This is a genomic window from Rahnella rivi (assembly GCF_019049655.1).
Taxonomy (GTDB): domain Bacteria; phylum Pseudomonadota; class Gammaproteobacteria; order Enterobacterales; family Enterobacteriaceae; genus Rahnella; species Rahnella rivi.
This window is the reverse complement of sequence record NZ_JAFMOX010000067.1, coordinates 37,004-53,543: the sequence shown is the minus strand read 5'-3', so window position 1 is coordinate 53,543 and position 16,540 is coordinate 37,004. Positions and strand designations below refer to the sequence as shown.

General features: G+C 53.4%; 17 protein-coding genes, 3 tRNA genes and 2 other RNA genes. 11 read left to right on the top strand and 11 right to left on the bottom strand.

From position 1 onward, the window contains the following. The first annotated feature begins 32 nt into the window (after positions 1-32). The 9 genes from pal to pnuC all read left to right on the top strand — a co-directional run bounded on the left by pal (position 33) and on the right by pnuC (position 4,274). The gene (gene pal / locus J1779_RS23335) at positions 33-542 is read left to right on the top strand and encodes a peptidoglycan-associated lipoprotein Pal (protein WP_056771674.1); all 510 of its coding nucleotides are present in this window, start codon (positions 33-35) and stop codon (positions 540-542) included. A 9-nt stretch (positions 543-551) separates the two neighbouring features. Further along, on the top strand, positions 552-1,343 hold the full coding sequence (gene cpoB / locus J1779_RS23330; RefSeq protein WP_056771676.1) for a cell division protein CpoB: 792 nt from the start codon (positions 552-554) through the stop codon (positions 1,341-1,343). Between the two features lie 197 nt (positions 1,344-1,540). Then, positions 1,541-1,616: transfer RNA gene (locus tag J1779_RS23325), tRNA-Lys, on the top strand. A 68-nt stretch (positions 1,617-1,684) separates the two neighbouring features. Beyond that, positions 1,685-1,760: transfer RNA gene (locus J1779_RS23320), tRNA-Lys, on the top strand. 14 nt (positions 1,761-1,774) lie between these two features. After that, positions 1,775-1,894, top strand: a non-coding RNA gene (locus tag J1779_RS23315) — RtT sRNA. Between the two features lie 63 nt (positions 1,895-1,957). Beyond that, positions 1,958-2,033, top strand: a tRNA-Lys gene (locus J1779_RS23310). Between the two features lie 14 nt (positions 2,034-2,047). Beyond that, positions 2,048-2,167: non-coding RNA, RtT sRNA (locus J1779_RS23305), on the top strand. A 280-nt stretch (positions 2,168-2,447) separates the two neighbouring features. After that, complete coding sequence (gene nadA / locus J1779_RS23300) at positions 2,448-3,512, top strand: quinolinate synthase NadA (RefSeq protein ID WP_122095859.1); 1,065 nt, start codon at positions 2,448-2,450, stop codon at positions 3,510-3,512. A 39-nt stretch (positions 3,513-3,551) separates the two neighbouring features. Beyond that, positions 3,552-4,274 (top strand): nicotinamide riboside transporter PnuC, encoded by a 723-nt coding sequence (pnuC, locus tag J1779_RS23295; RefSeq protein WP_217205056.1) that lies wholly within the window; start codon positions 3,552-3,554, stop codon positions 4,272-4,274. A 62-nt stretch (positions 4,275-4,336) separates the two neighbouring features. Here pnuC and zitB read toward each other — a convergent pair whose 3' ends face one another. Together zitB and J1779_RS23285 are read right to left on the bottom strand one after the other, a co-directional pair. Continuing rightward, complete coding sequence (zitB, locus tag J1779_RS23290) at positions 4,337-5,284, bottom strand: CDF family zinc transporter ZitB (RefSeq protein WP_183846219.1); 948 nt, start codon at positions 5,282-5,284, stop codon at positions 4,337-4,339. 126 nt (positions 5,285-5,410) lie between these two features. Next, complete coding sequence (locus tag J1779_RS23285; protein ID WP_056771685.1) at positions 5,411-5,749, bottom strand: protein YbgS; 339 nt, start codon at positions 5,747-5,749, stop codon at positions 5,411-5,413. A 199-nt stretch (positions 5,750-5,948) separates the two neighbouring features. Here J1779_RS23285 and aroG point away from each other — a divergent pair, with 199 nt between their 5' ends. Next, positions 5,949-7,001, top strand: coding sequence for a 3-deoxy-7-phosphoheptulonate synthase AroG (gene aroG, locus J1779_RS23280; RefSeq protein ID WP_056771688.1), 1,053 nt, complete (start codon positions 5,949-5,951; stop codon positions 6,999-7,001). A gap of 68 nt (positions 7,002-7,069) precedes the next feature. Here aroG and J1779_RS23275 read toward each other — a convergent pair whose 3' ends face one another. From J1779_RS23275 to modE, 9 genes are all read right to left on the bottom strand, one after another. Further along, positions 7,070-7,543 (bottom strand): GNAT family N-acetyltransferase, encoded by a 474-nt coding sequence (locus J1779_RS23275; protein WP_217204918.1) that lies wholly within the window; start codon positions 7,541-7,543, stop codon positions 7,070-7,072. Positions 7,544-7,630: 87 nt separating this feature from the next. After that, positions 7,631-8,383, bottom strand: coding sequence for a 2,3-diphosphoglycerate-dependent phosphoglycerate mutase (gene gpmA, locus J1779_RS23270; protein ID WP_056771695.1), 753 nt, complete (start codon positions 8,381-8,383; stop codon positions 7,631-7,633). Between the two features lie 206 nt (positions 8,384-8,589). After that, positions 8,590-8,922 (bottom strand): PsiF family protein, encoded by a 333-nt coding sequence (locus tag J1779_RS23265; protein ID WP_056771698.1) that lies wholly within the window; start codon positions 8,920-8,922, stop codon positions 8,590-8,592. 141 nt (positions 8,923-9,063) lie between these two features. Continuing rightward, complete coding sequence (gene galM / locus J1779_RS23260; RefSeq protein WP_056771702.1) at positions 9,064-10,110, bottom strand: galactose-1-epimerase; 1,047 nt, start codon at positions 10,108-10,110, stop codon at positions 9,064-9,066. After that, positions 10,104-11,252, bottom strand: coding sequence for a galactokinase (gene galK, locus J1779_RS23255; RefSeq protein WP_217204917.1), 1,149 nt, complete (start codon positions 11,250-11,252; stop codon positions 10,104-10,106). Before galK ends, galM begins: the two co-directional genes overlap by 7 nt. Then, positions 11,249-12,301, bottom strand: a complete 1,053-nt coding sequence (galT, locus tag J1779_RS23250; protein ID WP_217204916.1) for a galactose-1-phosphate uridylyltransferase — start codon at positions 12,299-12,301, stop codon at positions 11,249-11,251. The genes galK and galT overlap by 4 nt, the downstream gene beginning before the upstream one ends. Before the next feature lie 19 nt (positions 12,302-12,320). Then, entirely contained in the window at positions 12,321-13,337 is a 1,017-nt protein-coding gene (gene galE / locus J1779_RS23245) for a UDP-glucose 4-epimerase GalE (protein WP_136375552.1), read from the bottom strand. A 297-nt stretch (positions 13,338-13,634) separates the two neighbouring features. Next, positions 13,635-15,104 carry a molybdate ABC transporter ATP-binding protein ModF gene (gene modF / locus J1779_RS23240; RefSeq protein ID WP_217204915.1) on the bottom strand — a complete coding sequence of 490 codons (1,470 nt, stop codon included), beginning with the start codon at positions 15,102-15,104 and terminating at the stop codon, positions 13,635-13,637. 125 nt (positions 15,105-15,229) lie between these two features. Next, positions 15,230-16,012 (bottom strand): molybdenum-dependent transcriptional regulator, encoded by a 783-nt coding sequence (modE, locus tag J1779_RS23235; RefSeq protein WP_122095852.1) that lies wholly within the window; start codon positions 16,010-16,012, stop codon positions 15,230-15,232. Positions 16,013-16,184: 172 nt separating this feature from the next. On the opposite strand from modE, the gene J1779_RS23230 reads away from it, so the two are divergent. Beyond that, positions 16,185-16,340 (top strand): AcrZ family multidrug efflux pump-associated protein, encoded by a 156-nt coding sequence (locus J1779_RS23230; RefSeq protein ID WP_072158040.1) that lies wholly within the window; start codon positions 16,185-16,187, stop codon positions 16,338-16,340. Positions 16,341-16,540: the final 200 nt, after the last annotated feature.

Genomic DNA, 16,540 nt, shown 5'->3' with positions numbered 1-16,540 from the left:
GTATGGCAAAAAATTATAAAAGGATCGAATAGATGCAACTGAACAAAGTTCTGAAAGGGCTGATGCTGGCATTGCCTGTACTGGCAGTCGCTGCTTGTAGTTCTCACAAGAACGCAGACAACGACCAATCAGGTATGGGTCTGAACACCGGCGCTGGCACTGAAAACGCAAATATGTCTTCAGAAGAGCAAGCACGTCTGCAGATGCAAGAATTGCAGAAAAACAACATCGTTTACTTCGGCCTGGACAAGTACGATGTGTCTTCTGAATTCGCTCAGATGCTGGATGCACACGCAGCTTTCCTGCGTAGCAACCCATCTTACAAAGTGACCGTAGAAGGCCATGCTGACGAACGTGGTACTCCTGAGTACAACATCGCGCTGGGCGAACGTCGTGCTACTGCAGTTAAAATGTACCTGCAAGGTAAAGGCGTTTCTGCAGACCAAATCTCTATCGTTTCTTACGGTAAAGAAAAACCAGCTGTACTGGGCCATGACGAAGCGGCATACGCCAAAAACCGTCGTGCCGTACTGGTTTACTAAGAGAATAGTATGAGCAGTAACTTCAGAACTCACTTGTTGAGTCTGTCGTTACTGGTTGGCGTAGCGGTCCCATGGGCCGCTACTGCCCAAGCGCCAATCAGTAATGTCGGCTCAGGCTCGATTGAAGATCGGGTCACCTCTCTGGAGCGTATTTCTAACGCTCACAGCCAGCTATTAACTCAACTCCAGCAACAACTTTCTGATTCCCAACGTGATATGGATACTCTTCGTGGTCAAATCCAGGAGAACCAGTATCAGTTGAGTCAGCTTGCTGATCGCCAGAAGCAGATCTTTAACCAGATGGACAGCTTAAGCCAGGGTAATGCCGGAGCCGCCAGTACGGGCGCTGCTGCAGCCACAGGTGATGCGTCTGGGTCTGCTGCCGCAACGCCGGATGCGGGGGCTGCACAAGCGCCTGCAAGCACCGGTGACGTGAACAGCGATTACAATGCTGCGGTTTCACTGGCGCTGGAAAAGAAACAGTATGATGAAGCCATTGCGGCTTTTCAGAGTTTCGTCAAAAAATATCCTGATTCGACTTATCAGCCTAACGCCAACTACTGGTTAGGACAGTTGTATTACAACAAGGGTAAAAAAGACGACGCTGCGTATTATTTTGCAGTCGTGGTCAAAAACTATCCTAAGTCTCCAAAAAGTTCTGACGCAATGTTCAAGGTTGGGGTGATCATGCAGGAGAAAGGTCAGGCTGATAAAGCCAAAGCCGTCTTCGCACAGGTCGTGAAACAGTACCCAAATACCGATGCGGCAAAACAAGCTCAAAAACGTTTATCTGCAAACTAGTTCTTCATTCAGGTCTGGAAAATGTACATATCGTGCATTTTCTGGGCTTGAGTGTGTGAAACGCCATCAGTTAGCACTCTTTCTGAAAATTAAAGTTGCACTGAAAAGTTAAATAAGTAATATATGCCGCCGTTGCCCAGACAACTCCAAACGGCTAACGCTGTCAGAGATTTAGGCAATATGCAGTAGGTTTAGAGGGGCCGTTAGCTCAGTTGGTAGAGCAGTTGACTTTTAATCAATTGGTCGCTGGTTCGAATCCAGCACGGCCCACCAATCTAAACACACTGTAGTGGCTTGCACACCAACTGCAAGACATGAAGGCAGACGAAAGTATTCAGGAAGGGCCGTTAGCTCAGTTGGTAGAGCAGTTGACTTTTAATCAATTGGTCGCTGGTTCGAATCCAGCACGGCCCACCACTTTTATAGTGGAAACTGTAGTGAAGCAGTGCAGGATGAGAACCATGGGTTCGAGCCGAGCGAAGCGAGTCGACAACGCGCAAGCGTTGCCCGCAGGGCGAGGTGAAACCGAGTCAATCCAGCACGGCCCACCACTTTTAGGTGTAACCCCTGAAGATTTTGAAAGCCATTAGTAAATCAGTACCCAGCATTTAGATGGGCCGTTAGCTCAGTTGGTAGAGCAGTTGACTTTTAATCAATTGGTCGCTGGTTCGAATCCAGCACGGCCCACCACTTTTAAAGTGGATAATGTAGTGAAGCAGTGCAGGATGAGAACCATGGGTTCGAGCCGAGCGAAGCGAGACGACAACGCGCAAGCGTTGCCCGCAGGGCGAGGTGTAACCGAGTCAATCCAGCACGGCCCACCCTCTAAATTGCAGAATTCAGAAAAAAGCGCCTTTTGGCGCTTTTTTCGCATCTGACGCCCGAAACTTCCTTCCATCGCGGTCTTCGTTTTTCCTGTAATTTGCTCAAACCTCGTCTCTTTTAAGTCCAGTAAACATTTTAAGCTCTACGTCTATAATTTGGACGACTTCACTCGTGTTTTACGGTATTTTGTTTAGCATACAAAACTACTCTGCTTCATCATGAACCAGAGAGTGGCTTCCCGCCTTCAGGCATACGGCCTGACTGAATGAGATGACGAGTATGAGCGAAACATTGGATCTGAATGCGACGGTTTATCCTTTCCCCCCGAAACCCGCCGTTCTGAATGCAGATGAAAAGACTTTCTATAAAGAGAAGATCAGAAAACTGCTAAAAGAACGTGATGCCGTGATGGTGGCGCATTATTACACCGATCCTGAGATTCAGGCGCTGGCCGAGGAAACTGGCGGTATCGTCGCGGACTCTTTAGAAATGGCGCGTTTTGGCAGTCAGCATCCCGCTTCCACGCTGCTGGTAGCCGGCGTGCGCTTTATGGGCGAAACGGCCAAAATCCTCAGCCCTGAGAAAACGGTGCTGATGCCGACGCTCAATGCGGAGTGTTCGTTGGATCTCGGTTGCCCGGAGCAGGCGTTCTCAGATTTTTGCGACCAGCATCCTGACCGCACCGTGGTGGTCTACGCTAATACCTCTGCGGCGGTAAAAGCACGCGCCGACTGGGTGGTGACATCCAGCATCGCGGTTGAACTTATTGAGCATCTGGACAGTCTGGGTGAAAAAATCATTTGGGCGCCGGACCGTCATCTCGGAAATTACGTGCGTAAACAGACGGGTGCCGACGTGTTGTGCTGGCAGGGGGCCTGTATCGTCCATGACGAGTTCAAAACACAGGCCCTGACCCGAATGAAAGGTTTGTACCCGAATGCCGCTGTGCTGGTGCATCCGGAGTCCCCACAGGCGATCGTAGACATGGCTGACGCCGTCGGTTCTACAAGCCAGCTGATTCAGGCGGCCAGAACCTTGCCAAACAAGCAGCTGATTGTGGCGACCGATCGTGGAATTTTCTACAAAATGCAGCAAGCATGCCCGGACAAAGAATTGTTCGAAGCCCCGACGGCGGGCGAGGGCGCAAGCTGCCGCACCTGTGCGCATTGTCCGTGGATGGCGATGAATGGCCTGAAAGCCATTGCAGACGGGCTTGAGTCCGGCGGTGCACAACATGCTATAGAAGTAGATGAAGCGCTGCGGGTGAAATCGCTGATACCCCTGAACCGTATGCTGGCGTTTGCGGCGGAACTGAAATTACGCCCTCAGACGAAAGCGCTCTAAGCCACAGCTTTGTAACTGTCGAAAAGGAAATGTGCAATGATGGATTTTTTAAGTACCAGCAATATCCTGGTGCATATTCCGCTGGGAAAAGGCGGATATGACCTGTCATGGATCGAAGCTGTCGGTACACTCTTTGGCTTATTGTGCATCTGGTATGCCAGTAAAGAGAAACTGATCAACTACCCGTTTGGCCTTATTAACGTCACGCTGTTTGCGATCATCTTCTTCCAGATCCAGCTTTACGCAAGCCTCTTGCTTCAGGTGTTTTTCTTCGGTGCCAATATTTACGGCTGGTATGCCTGGAGCCGTAAGACGGCAGATCAACAGGCAGAGCTGCAAATTCGCTGGCTGCCACGTGGAAAGGCGGTGGTGTGGGGCGTGGTTTGCCTCGCGGGTATTTTACTGATGACGTTCAACATTGACCGTGTATTTGCTGCGCTCACGTTGCTGGCCGTCAATCTGATGCAGGCGTTAGGGCTGAATGTTCAGATGCCGGAATTGCAGCCGGATGCTTTCCCGTTCTGGGATTCTTCCATGATGGTGCTGTCAATTGTCGCGATGTTGTTGATGACCCGAAAATACGTCGAGAACTGGCTGCTGTGGGTGGTCATCGACGTGATAAGCGTGGCGATATTCGCCTATCAGGGCGTGTATGCCATGGCGCTTGAATATGTGCTGCTCACACTGATTGCGCTGAACGGTTCATGGTTGTGGATCAAAAGCGCGAAGCAAAACGGTTCACTGCCGCTGCAAACGGCCTGAGTTCCTTGCATTAGCAAAACGCCTCCGGACGGAGGCGTTTTGCTTTATGAAACAACTGACAGTCAGTGATGATGTGCGTGGCTATGACCGTGATGATCGTGTCCCGCGCTGGCGGCAGGCACTTCGTTGATCACGCAATCTGGCGTTTCGCATGTACCGTACTCCATCTGTATCGTTGCATGGCCAATGCGACATTTTTCCAGTAAGTGATGCTGAATACGGTCAAGCAGTGCGTCGTGGTCATGTGGCGGAACGACCTGAACATGCAACGTCATCAGCCGTTGCTCGCCAATCTGCCAGACGTGAACGTGATGCACATTGCGCACTTCGGGAATGCTTTGCGACAGGTCCCTGCGCAGTTGCTCGATATCGATTTCCTCCGGCGTCCCTTCCAGTAACTCATGGAAACTCTCGCGCAGTAACCGCCACGCATTACTCAGCACTAAACAAGACACCAGCACAGACAGAATCGGGTCGATCGGCGTCCAGCCGGTATACATGATGATGAGCGCTGCACCGACCGCACCAATCGACCCGAGCAAATCTCCCAGTACGTGCAGCGCGGCAGCACGCACATTGATATTGGCTTTTTCTTCACCCTGATGCAGAAGCCAGAATGCCAAAATATTGGCAAAAAGCCCGGCAATGGCGATCACTAACATCGTGGTGCCCATCACAGGTTGCGGATTGAAGAAACGGGCAATCGCCTCCCAGACAATCAGCACGACAATCACCAGCAGCGCCGCCGCGTTCACGAAAGCCGCCATGGTGGTCAGGCGCAGATAACCAAAGGTATGTCGCGAGTTAGGCTTACGTTTCGCGAAACGTACCGCCAACAGCGCTACAAGCAGTGCAGCGGCGTCGGTCAGCATGTGTCCCGCGTCGGCCAGCAGCGCCAGTGAGCCGGAAATTAAACCGCCGATCACTTCCGCCACCATAAAGGTGACGGTGATTAAAAACGCCAGCAACAGACGGCGGCTGTTTTTATCCTGAGGTAAAAAAGAAGACATAGTTGTATTCACAAAGATGATGAATAGAGGGGATTACAATAACGTAATCTTGAGGTGTTGCAAGAAGGGGAAAGGGCAAAAAAAGAGGAACCGAAGTTCCTCTGTTCAGCATTGCCGGGGCGGGAATTAGTTACCCGTGGCTTTAGACTGGTTAGTGCCTGGGACCTGATCCGGACAACGGCCGTCCTTACACATGGCTTTTTTATGGTCGACTGTTTTCTTACTCATGTTGTGAGTTTTGTCAGTCGTTTTGTGCGTTTTTTTATGGACTTCATCAACGGGTTTATTGGTTTCGTTGATTTTGCTGTTATCGACACCTTTAGGTGCGATTTTCTGAATTGAACCCGGGCTGTCTGACTGATTTGCTGCGCCGTTATTTGAACCAGCGTCTGTGCCTTCTGCAAGCGCGGCACCTGAAGTCAGGGCCAGAGCTGCGGTAAAAAATGCGATTGCGAACTTATTCATATTGTCATCTCCATTATTCCAGAAGGATCCGTCGTCGTTTTTTGTGAACTCTTAAAGCCTAGCTAATGAATTCATGTCCTGAATCAAAATGAGACTATTCGTAAGTGTAAAAGTAGATTTACACCGTCACCCAATACGGCTAGATTGAACGCGGTCAGCGTTTCGCTTCGTCTCTTATGAATACCCGAATGGAACAGTTATGAATTATCAAAACGACGATTTACGTATTAAAGAAATTAAGGAACTTTTGCCACCTGTCGCCTTGCTGGAAAAATTTCCTGCGACAGATAAAGCGGCGAAAACAGTCTCTCAGGCACGCAATGCCATTCATAAGATTCTGAAAGGAAACGATGATCGTCTTCTGGTAGTGATCGGTCCCTGTTCCATCAATGATCCCAAAGCTGCCAAAGAATACGCCGCCCGCCTGATGAAAATGCGTGAAGAACTGCAGGGCGAGCTGGAAGTCGTGATGCGTGTGTACTTCGAAAAACCGCGCACGACCGTCGGCTGGAAAGGCCTGATTAACGACCCGCATATGAACAACAGTTACCAGATTAATGATGGTTTGCGCATAGCACGCAAATTGTTACTGGATATTAATGATACCGGCCTGCCTGCGGCGGGTGAGTTCCTGGACATGATCACCCCGCAATATCTGGCCGATCTGATGAGCTGGGGCGCAATTGGCGCGCGTACCACCGAGTCTCAGGTTCACCGCGAGCTGTCCTCCGGGTTGTCCTGTCCGGTTGGTTTCAAAAATGGCACCGACGGCACCATTAAAGTGGCGATCGATGCGATCAACGCCGCGGGCGCACCGCACTGCTTCCTGTCGGTCACCAAATGGGGTCACTCCGCCATTGTGAATACCAGCGGAAATAACGACTGCCATATCATTCTGCGCGGCGGCAAAAAACCAAACTACAGCGCGCAGGATGTGCAGGAAGTGAAAGAAGGCCTGAAAAAAGGCGGTCTTCCGGCGCGTATCATGATCGATTTCAGCCATGCCAACAGCAGCAAACAGTTCAAAAAGCAGATGGAAGTCTGTGAAGATGTTTGTGCGCAGGTCGCTGGCGGCGAGCAGGCTGTCATGGGCGTGATGGTCGAAAGCCACCTGGTAGAAGGTAATCAGAATCTCGACAGCGGCGAGCCGCTGGTTTACGGCCAGAGCGTAACGGATGCCTGCATCGGCTGGGAAGATACCGAAGTGCTGCTGCGCAGCCTGGCTGACGCGGTAAAAGCGCGCCGCGGTTAATTCCACTCTCTGAATTGCCTTTACAAGCCCCGTCAGTCTTGCGGGGCTTTTTATTATCAGAAAGCGCCTTACAGCTCGCAGCGCATATCCATGCAACGCAAATCAGCCTTCGCCATCTCAGAGCGGTACAGACTCTCTTTCACCAGACTGAACCCGTTCTTCTTATAGAATTCAAAAGCATTGGGCGTGGAAGCCAGCGTCAGCGCTCTGAACCCCCTGGCTTTCGCCTCGGCTTTTATGGCCTCAAGGATTTGCGTGGCGAGGCCTTTCCCTTCGAATTCCGGCAACGTAAAAATCGCTTCAACACTGCCATTTTTCAGATCGAGAAAACCGGTTGCCACGGGCGTATCTTGCCCGTGCGCGTGCGCGACGAAAAACGGGTTTTCCTCAATCGCTTTGCGGTAGCCGGGAGGCATCTGATCCGGCGTCCACGCCATGACAACCCCGGCATCATAAGTATTGTGACATCCGTGGCGGATAGCCCGGTTACGGATGTCCCACAGTGTTTCTGCTTCATCGGGTGAGGCGAGTCTGACGGGCATAGGTTTTCTCCTGCGGGTGCACAGACAAAAAAGGCACGCTTTCGCGTGCCTCTGTCAGTTTTTCTGCGTGACGCAGAAAACGCGAAATTACTTCGCTTTACCCTGGTTTGCCACGGCCGCTGCTTTCGCTGCGATTTCGTCGGCATTGCCCAGATAGTAATGTTTAACAGGTTTGAAGTTTTCGTCGAATTCGTAAACCAGTGGAACACCAGTAGGGATGTTCAGTTCCAGAATTTCGTCTTCACCCAGATCATCCAGGTATTTCACCAGAGCACGCAGGGAGTTACCGTGTGCTGCGATGATCACGCGCTCGCCGCTTTCGATGCGTGGTTTGATCACTTCAGTCCAGTAAGGGATCACGCGTTCGATGGTCAGCGCCAGGCTTTCAGTGGTCGGCAGCTCTTCCGGTTTCAGTTTTGCGTAACGCGGATCGTGGCCTGGGAAACGCTCGTCGCTTTTTTCCAGTTCTGGTGGTGTCACGGCAAAGCCACGACGCCATTGTTTAACTTGCTCGTCACCGTATTTTTTCGCGGTTTCAGCTTTATCCAGACCCTGCAACGCACCGTAGTGACGTTCGTTCAGTTTCCAGGATTTCTCAACCGGCAGCCATGGCTGATCCAGTTCGTCCAAAACGCTCCACAGGGTATGGATGGCACGTTTCAGCACAGAGGTGTAGGCGAAGTCAAAGTGGAAGCCTTCGTCTTTCAGCAGTTGACCGGCCGCTTTTGCTTCGGTACGGCCCTTCTCGGACAGTTCAACATCATGCCAGCCGGTAAAACGGTTTTCTTTGTTCCACTCACTTTCACCGTGTCTTACCAGTACCAGTTTGGTTACAGCCATAGCTAAACTCCTCAGTTAACTGAATTTTCAATGATAACAATTATCATTATAGGGTCTTGGTATCCTCATCGGCAATCTGTATGTACGCTGATTGGCGGTGTGTCATACCGTTTGAGGTTAAACATAACGAATTTGCTGCGGGGATGTAAAACAAAACGCGCAGACGGTTGCCCGAACCGCGCATTTTGTCTAAAAGTGCAGCGTAATTAGCTGGCTTTTTTGAGGCAGGTACTCATGAACGTTTTACGCGCGTCGCCTTTCAGGTCTTGCTTCGCCGCATCGGCATTACAGGTTTTCATCTTCTTCTGCTGAGGATTCATTTTATCGTCAGTTTTAGCCTCTGCTTTCAGGCAATTACTCATGAATTTTTTGCGGTCTTCACCCTTGAGTGACTGCGTGGTGGCCTGCGAATTACAATCTGTCATCTTTTGACGTTGCGCAGTCTGTGCCGCAGAAGGGGTTTTGACCGGGTCGGCCGCCAGAGCTGAACCGGCGGTGCACAAGGTAGCCAGCAGGGTGAATAAAACAGGTAAGCGCATAACGAACTCCTTAATGAACGTCCTTTTCGCAGGACACCCCTTAAGCGTAGATGCGGCGGAAGTCTTTAGCTGAAAATGTGCTGATGCAGATGCGGGATGAGTCACAAAAAGGACAGGATCGGGCGATCCTGTCCCTGGGATTTACAGCGCGAAGAATTGATAAGTCGTGGCCGACTTATAGGTCTGCCCCGGTTTTATCCAGCAACTTGGCTGCGGCCAGGTGGCGTGGTTGGGGCTGTCTGGCAGGAATTCACTTTCAAGCGCCACACCGCTGTAGCTGGCATATTCACCGCCGCTGCGGTTTGGCGTTCCGCCAAGGAAGTTGCCGCTGTAGAGCTGCAATGCCGGGGCTGAGGTGAAAACGCTCATCTGAACTTTACCGTCAGCGGACCATAAATGCGCCGCCGGGAATTCACCGGAATTGCAGGTACGGTTAAGCAAATACGCATGATCGTAGCCTTTCACTCGTTGCTGATCGCGGTCGCTGAGGAAATCTTTCGCCAGTGTTTTCGGTGCATTGAAGTTCATGCCAGTGTTTTCCACCGTCGTCGGGTCAGCACAGGGAATGCCGTCGCTGTCGACCGGCAGGAAACGATCGGCAAACAGCTGTAACTTGTGCTGGCGCGCATCGGTGCCTTCGCCATCAAGGTTGAAATAGGCATGATTGGTCAGATTGACCGGACACAGTTTATCCACGGTGGCTTCGTAGCGGATTTCCAGACGGTTATCGTCGGTCAGCTGATAATGCACCGTGGCGGTCATATTCCCAGGGAACCCCTGATCGCCGTCGGCGGAAAACAGCTGGAAACTGATTTTTTGTGCGGTCCGGGACAGGATCTTCCAGCGGCGCGCATGAAAACCTTCCGGCCCGCCGTGCAGCTGATGAACGCCCTGGTTGGCGACCACCAGATGCGGTTTACCGTCGATCTCAAACTGAGAACGGGCGATGCGGTTGGCATAACGTCCCACGGTCGCGCCAAGGTATGCGCTCTGGTTCATGTAGTCGTGTGGCGACTCACAGCCGAGCAACAGTTCTCGTGTGGAACCGTCCGCCAGTGGCAGCGTGAAAGAAAGCCAGGTTGCGCCCCAGTCCATGAATGTGGCGGTGGCACCCGCCGCATTCTGTAGCGTTACCTGTTCAAACGGCTGGCCATCTGGGGCCAGCTGTGTGTTTTCAGGTTTTAACATACGCCTGCTCCTTGTGAAGCGGTGCAGACGTAGAAGGTTTCTTTCAGGCCGCTGTGCGCCTGATATTGCTGTTCAACCGCGTAACGGACTTTTTCCACCATGTCTTCCGGCACCAGCGCCACGATGCAGCCACCGAAGCCGCCGCCGGTCATGCGCACACCGCCTTTATCGCCGATCACTTCTTTGACGATGTCCACCAGCTTGTCGATTTGCGGTACGGTGATTTCGAAATCATCGCGCATGGAGGCGTGAGATTCCGCCATCAGTTCGCCCATACGTTTCAGGTCACCGCTGGCCAGTGCGTCAGCCGCTGCCAGCGTGCGGTCGTTTTCAGTGATAACGTGACGCGCACGGCGGGCCACCACCGGATCCAGCTCGTCCTGAATGGAGAAGAACAGGGCAGGGTCTACGTCACGCAGCGCTTTCACGCCGAAGAAGCGGGCCGCCACTTCGCACTGTTCGCGACGGGCGTTGTATTCGCTGTCCACCAGGCCGCGTTTCACGTTGGAGTTGATGATGACGACGGCTGCATTTTTCGGCATAGACACCGCGCGGGTTTCCAGCGAGCGACAGTCAATCAGCAGGGAGTGATTTTCCTTGCCGAGGGCGGAAATCAGCTGATCCATGATGCCGCAGTTACAGCCGACAAACTGGTTCTCCGCTTCCTGGCCGTTCAGCGCCAGCGCCACGCCGTCCAGCGGCAGGTCGTACAAGGATTTCAGCGCCTGACCCACCGCCACTTCCAGAGATGCCGATGAACTCAGGCCCGCGCCCTGTGGCACGTTGCCGCTGATCACCATGTCTGCGCCTGAGAAATCTTTATTACGCAGCATCAGATGTTTCACCACGCCGCGCACGTAGTTGGCCCACGGGTGCGTGTCGGAGTGCAGAATAGGTTCGTCGAGAGAGAAGCTGTCTTCCTCATTGTCATAATCGGCGGCGATCACGCGGATCGTGCGGTCATTACGCTGCGCGCAGGCGATCACTGTTTCATAGTCGATGGCACACGGCAGCACGAAGCCATCGTTGTAGTCGGTATGTTCGCCAATCAGATTCACGCGGCCCGGCGCCTTGATGGTGATGGTCGCAGGGTAGCCGAATTTATCAGCAAAGATTTCAAGGGTTTTAGTTTTCAGATTCATTGTTTTTCTCCGGCCTCACGATAATGGACATCACTCACCGCCCGCAGACGTTCAGCGGCTTGTTCCGCCGTCAGGTCGCGTTGGGTTTCAGCCAGCATTTCGTAGCCGACCATGAATTTGCGTACCGTGGCTGAACGCAGCAACGGCGGATAGAAGTGGGCATGTAACTGCCAGTGCTGGTGGTCGCCTTCGGTAAACGGCGCGCCATGCCAGCCCATTGAATACGGGAAAGAGCACTGGAACAGATTGTCGTAGCGGCTGGTCAGTTTTTTCAGGGCCAGGGCTAAATCACTGCGCTGTGCTTCGGTTAAATCAGTGATGCGCAGGATGTGCGCTTTCGGCAGCAGCAGTGTCTCGAATGGCCACGCCGCCCAGTAAGGCACCACCGCCAGCCAGTGTTCGGTTTCCACCACCGTACGGCTGCCGTCGGCCAGTTCGCGCTGAGCATAATCGACCAGCATCGGCGAACCCTGTTGTTCGAGATAGGCACGTTGCAGGCGGTCTTCACGTTCAGCTTCGTTTGGCAGGAAACTGTTGGCCCAGATCTGGCCGTGCGGATGCGGGTTGGAGCAGCCCATTGCCGCGCCTTTGTTCTCGAAAACTTGCACCCACGGGTAGGATTTACCCAGATCAGCGCTCTGTTCCTGCCAGGTTTTCACCACATCGGTCAGCGCTTCTACGGAAAGTTGCGGAAGCGTTTTGCTGTGATCGGGTGAAAAGCAAATCACCCGGCTGGTGCCGCGCGCACTTTCCAGACGCATCAGCGGATCGGTACTTTCCGGCGCAAACGGTGTGTCTGGCATCAGTGCAGCAAAATCGTTGGTGAACACATGGGTGCTGGTGTACTGAGGATTCACATCACCGGTGACGCGGGTATTCCCCGGACACAGGAAGCAGTCAGGATCGTGCGCCGGCAGAACCTCATCCGAAACGGCTTCCTGCTGCCCTTGCCACGGGCGCTTGGCGCGGTGCGGGCTGACTAAAATCCACTGATCGGTCAGCGGATTGTAGCGACGATGTGGGTGATCAATTGGGTTAAACGTGGTCATAAAGATTCCTTAGTCCGCCTTAGTCTGGGTAACCTTGCGGGTTTTTCGACTGCCACAGCCAGGTGTCATTCGCCATATCTTCCAGCGTACGGGTGACTTTCCAGTTGAGCTCTTTTTCGGCTTTGGCCGGGTCTGCCCAGTAGGCCGGTAAGTCGCCGTCACGGCGTGGTGCAAAGGTGTATTTCACCGGTTTGCCGCAGGCTTTGCTGAAGGCGTTGATCACTTCCAGCACGCTTTGGCCGAAACCCGCGCCGAGGTTGTAAATGTGAACGCCGGATTTATTGTGCAGGGTTTTCATCGCCGCCAGATGGCCGTCAGCCAGATCGACAACGTGGATGTAATCACGCACGCCGGTACCGTCTTTGGTCGGATAATCATTGCCAAATACGGCAACGGACTCACGGCGCCCGACAGCCACCTGCGCGATAAACGGCATCAGGTTATTCGGCACGCCCTGCGGATCTTCACCCATCAGGCCTGACGGATGTGCGCCGACCGGGTTGAAATAGCGCAGCAGCGTCATGCTCCACTCCGGCTCAGCGCGCTGAACGTCTTCCAGAATTTGCTCGACCATCAGTTTGCTGCGGCCATAAGGGCTGGAAGGGTTACCGGTCGGGAAGTCCTCAACGTAAGGTGTTTTTGGCTGATCGCCATACACGGTCGCCGAGGAGCTGAAAATCAGGTTTTTGACGCCCGCATCGCGCATGGCTTCAAGAAGGACCAGCGTACCGGTGACGTTATTGTCGTAATACGCCAGCGGTTTGGCGACGGATTCGCCCACGGCTTTCCAGCCTGCGAAGTGAATCACCGAATGAATCTGGTGTTCGCTGAAAATTTTATCGAGGATCGCGCGGTCACGGATATCGCCTTCGTAGAACAGCGGCGTTTTGCCGGTGAGCGTGTTGATACGTTCAAGCACGCTGACTTTACTGTTGTGAAGGTTGTCCAGAATGACGGGTGTGTAACCCGCTTCAATCAACTGCACGCAAGTATGACTGCCGATGTAACCGCTACCACCTGTGACTAAGACGTACATAATCGCTCCCCGATGAGTATCAATGTTGCAACGATATCACGCTGCTTGGCTGAAAAAGGTGATCCATCCCCAATAAAATGGAATCGCTTACACAAACAGTTTATCACCTTTCCACGGCGCTAAACAGGTGATACCGGCGATATCGAAAGCGGAGTGTAAATCATCTCGCCCCACAACAGGCGGCTTGTGTAATCGATTACACTGATTGCTCAGCAGGGTTTGAAAACAGTTTCAGGGGAGAAAAAAGCAGGATGTCGTCAGAAAAGCGGCCTTCCGCAGCAGGAAGGCCGTGAGGGATTACAGCTGTTCTGTCTGATACCGGTAAATATCGCCGTCAGGAATAAAACTCAGGCGGTGAGTAATGCACTCAGGCGCATCTTCAGCGTGATGCGAAACAAACAGCAACTGGGTGTCACCTTCGCCAATCAGAATATCCACAAAGCGCCGCACCAGCTGACGGTTGATCGGATCCAGACCCTGTAACGGTTCATCGAGGATCAGCAGCGCAGGGTGTTTCACCAGCGCGCGGGCAATCAGGGCCAGCCGCTGTTGCCCCCATGACAAACTGTGAAACGGCGTATCTCCGGCGCTGCCGCCGAGGCCGAGGAGAGTCAGCCACTGCGCGGTGAGCAGGCGCTGCCGGTCGGAAACGGCCTGATAAATCCCGATGGAATCGAAGAAACCCGACGTAATGACGTTGCGCACGCTGGTGCTGACACGGTAGTCGAGATGCAGGCTGCTGCTGACGTAACCGATATGGCGTTTGATGTCCCAGATGGTTTCACCGCTGCCACGACGGCGGCCAAAAAGCGTCAGATCGTTGCTGTAGCCCTGCGCGTGATCGCCGGTAATCAGGCTGAGCAGGGTGGATTTACCCGCTCCGTTTTGCCCGGTGATTTGCCAGTGCTGACCGGGGTCAACCTGCCAGCTCAGGTGATGCAGGATAGGTTTATCGTCGTATTGCACCACACCGTCGCGCAAAACGATCAGCGGGCAGTCTGCCGGCGGGCTCACACGCATCGTCGGGTCTTCGGCTTCCGGTACCGCCATGCCGCTCAGGCTTTCACTGTGCGCCAGCTGCGCCACCAGGGCATCGGCCATCACCTGTTCACGCGGGCCGAATGACGCCAGCGTGCAATCGGCCAGCACGCCGACGTGTTGAACGAACGGCGGAATATCGTCAAAGCGGTTCAGCACCAGCACCATGGTCTGCCCGTGTTCTGCCAGCGTGGCGAGCAACTGCGCCAGCTGGGCGCGGGCGTTGACGTCCAGACCGTCGAAGGGTTCGTCGAGCACCAGCAAATCGGGTTGTTGCATCAACACCTGACACAGCAGTGTTTTGCGGGTTTCGCCGGTAGAAAGGTATTTGAAGCGGCGATCGAGGAGTTTCTCAATGCCAAATTGGGCGGCGAGGGCGGCACAGCGCGCCGGATCTTTCATCTCTTCCTGAATGATGTCAGCGGTGGTGCGGCCGGTATCGTCCTCGCCTTCGCTGAGCAAATCGGTGTTGTTGCGCTGCCATTCATCGGCCACCAGTTTTTGCAGCTGCTCGAAAGAAAGCCTGACGATATGCGCAAAACTGGTCTCGCGCGTGCCTTTGAGAAGCGTCAAGTCACCGGCAAGCGCACGCGCCAGCGCGGATTTTCCGCTGCCGTTGGAGCCAACGAAGGCCCAGGTGTCACTCTGCTGCAGGGTCAGATCGGAAAGTGTGAGGGTTCGGGTATCGCTCAGGCGGAAAATACCTTGCGAGATGTGCAACGACGGCATGATTTATCCCTTTTTATGCAGGCATGTTATGTAAGAAGGGATAAGCGCTGCCGCCGTGCAAGTCAATTGACAATTCTGCAAAGTGTTAACGCTGATTCTGCAAGGATATGATTAACAGAGCATTTTTAGCACAGCGTGGCAAGAATCACTTTATCGTCATCAAACTGAGCAAACACAGACTGACCGGTCGCCAGCCGCAGACTGTCGGTATCCTGGTTCGGCACGGTGGCGCACAACGTCTCGCCGCCGGTGAGTTTCAGCAGCACCTCGCTGTTCAGTTCGCCGCGCTGAATATGGGTCACTTCGCCCGGTAATGCGTTATGCGGATTTTCTGCGCTGAGCCCGAGGGTGATCCACGGCGCTTTGATCAGCACCAGCACTTCTTTGCCGGGCGTCAGCGCCAGCCGGTCAGCACTTTGTTCGGTGATGGCGGCGCGGATCCGGGTTTCGCCATCAGCCAGCACCACATCAATATGCTGCTGTACCGTTTCGTGGCTGCGTTCCACCACGTTGCCGAAGAACTGATTGCGCGCGCTGGTCTGCAGGGAGAAGCGCGAAATGGCGGCCAGCAGGCTGTCGAGGGGCAGGGAATCTTCTTTCAGCACATCAAAAGCTTTTTGCTGGATCTGCGCCAGCAGTTCGTACAGCTGGATCAGCCGCTCACCGTAAGGCGTGAGGATCGCGCCACCGCCGCCTTTACCGCCGGTACTGCGCTCGACCAGGGTATCATCGGCCAGCTGGTTCATCTCGTTGATGGCGTCCCACGCGCTTTTATAACTGATACCCGCCAGCTTCGCGCCCTGGCTGATTGAACCGGTATGGCGTATCTGGCGCAGTAATTCCATACGACGCGGGTCAGCGAACAACCGCTCCCGCAGCTTGAGGGTTAACAGGATTTCAGCTTGCATGTCAGCTTCCTTAATGGACGAAGGGGCATTGTCGCCGTTAAACCGGTCTGCAGGCAAGTTGGCGAAATGCTAAAGTAATTGCAGCCCCGTGCTGTTATTATCCGTCACAGTCTGTAATTCAGTTTATGAACATCGCCGTGTTGTGCGATTCAGCCAGTCAAGTGAGGCTATCATGTTAGAATTAATCGAAAGTTTGGTATTCGCTGCCATCATGGTGCCGATCTTCATCGCGGTGATCCTGGGCCTGATCTGGGGACTGGGCGAAGTTTTCAACATCATTTCGGTCGTCGGCCACTCTAAAGAGTCCCGCAATAAGCCTCATTACTGATACCCGCAGTATTGATTCGAATAACCCGGCCCCTGTGCCGGGTTTTCTTTTTTCTAAGCCCAGTTGAAAAGACAACCCTTTGAAAACTCTTCAGCGAAGCCAGATCAACAAACATCAAGTTCCTGCCATTTCCGCCGATAAATCAGATGACACTCCTTTTTCCTGCGCTATATTGTTGCGTACATAACGCATCTTCAAAA

What these genes read in the sequence shown, in the direction of transcription:
- pal (WP_056771674.1), top strand. Translation starts at nt 33, where the DNA reads ATGCAACTGAACAAAGTTCTGAAAGGGCTGATGCTGGCATTGCCTGTA.
- cpoB (WP_056771676.1), top strand. Translation starts at nt 552, where the DNA reads ATGAGCAGTAACTTCAGAACTCACTTGTTGAGTCTGTCGTTACTGGTT.
- nadA (WP_122095859.1), top strand. Translation starts at nt 2,448, where the DNA reads ATGAGCGAAACATTGGATCTGAATGCGACGGTTTATCCTTTCCCCCCG.
- pnuC (WP_217205056.1), top strand. Translation starts at nt 3,552, where the DNA reads ATGGATTTTTTAAGTACCAGCAATATCCTGGTGCATATTCCGCTGGGA.
- zitB (WP_183846219.1), bottom strand. Translation starts at nt 5,284, where the DNA reads ATGTCTTCTTTTTTACCTCAGGATAAAAACAGCCGCCGTCTGTTGCTG.
- J1779_RS23285 (WP_056771685.1), bottom strand. Translation starts at nt 5,749, where the DNA reads ATGAATAAGTTCGCAATCGCATTTTTTACCGCAGCTCTGGCCCTGACT.
- aroG (WP_056771688.1), top strand. Translation starts at nt 5,949, where the DNA reads ATGAATTATCAAAACGACGATTTACGTATTAAAGAAATTAAGGAACTT.
- J1779_RS23275 (WP_217204918.1), bottom strand. Translation starts at nt 7,543, where the DNA reads ATGCCCGTCAGACTCGCCTCACCCGATGAAGCAGAAACACTGTGGGAC.
- gpmA (WP_056771695.1), bottom strand. Translation starts at nt 8,383, where the DNA reads ATGGCTGTAACCAAACTGGTACTGGTAAGACACGGTGAAAGTGAGTGG.
- J1779_RS23265 (WP_056771698.1), bottom strand. Translation starts at nt 8,922, where the DNA reads ATGCGCTTACCTGTTTTATTCACCCTGCTGGCTACCTTGTGCACCGCC.
- galM (WP_056771702.1), bottom strand. Translation starts at nt 10,110, where the DNA reads ATGTTAAAACCTGAAAACACACAGCTGGCCCCAGATGGCCAGCCGTTT.
- galK (WP_217204917.1), bottom strand. Translation starts at nt 11,252, where the DNA reads ATGAATCTGAAAACTAAAACCCTTGAAATCTTTGCTGATAAATTCGGC.
- galT (WP_217204916.1), bottom strand. Translation starts at nt 12,301, where the DNA reads ATGACCACGTTTAACCCAATTGATCACCCACATCGTCGCTACAATCCG.
- galE (WP_136375552.1), bottom strand. Translation starts at nt 13,337, where the DNA reads ATGTACGTCTTAGTCACAGGTGGTAGCGGTTACATCGGCAGTCATACT.
- modF (WP_217204915.1), bottom strand. Translation starts at nt 15,104, where the DNA reads ATGCCGTCGTTGCACATCTCGCAAGGTATTTTCCGCCTGAGCGATACC.
- modE (WP_122095852.1), bottom strand. Translation starts at nt 16,012, where the DNA reads ATGCAAGCTGAAATCCTGTTAACCCTCAAGCTGCGGGAGCGGTTGTTC.
- J1779_RS23230 (WP_072158040.1), top strand. Translation starts at nt 16,185, where the DNA reads ATGTTAGAATTAATCGAAAGTTTGGTATTCGCTGCCATCATGGTGCCG.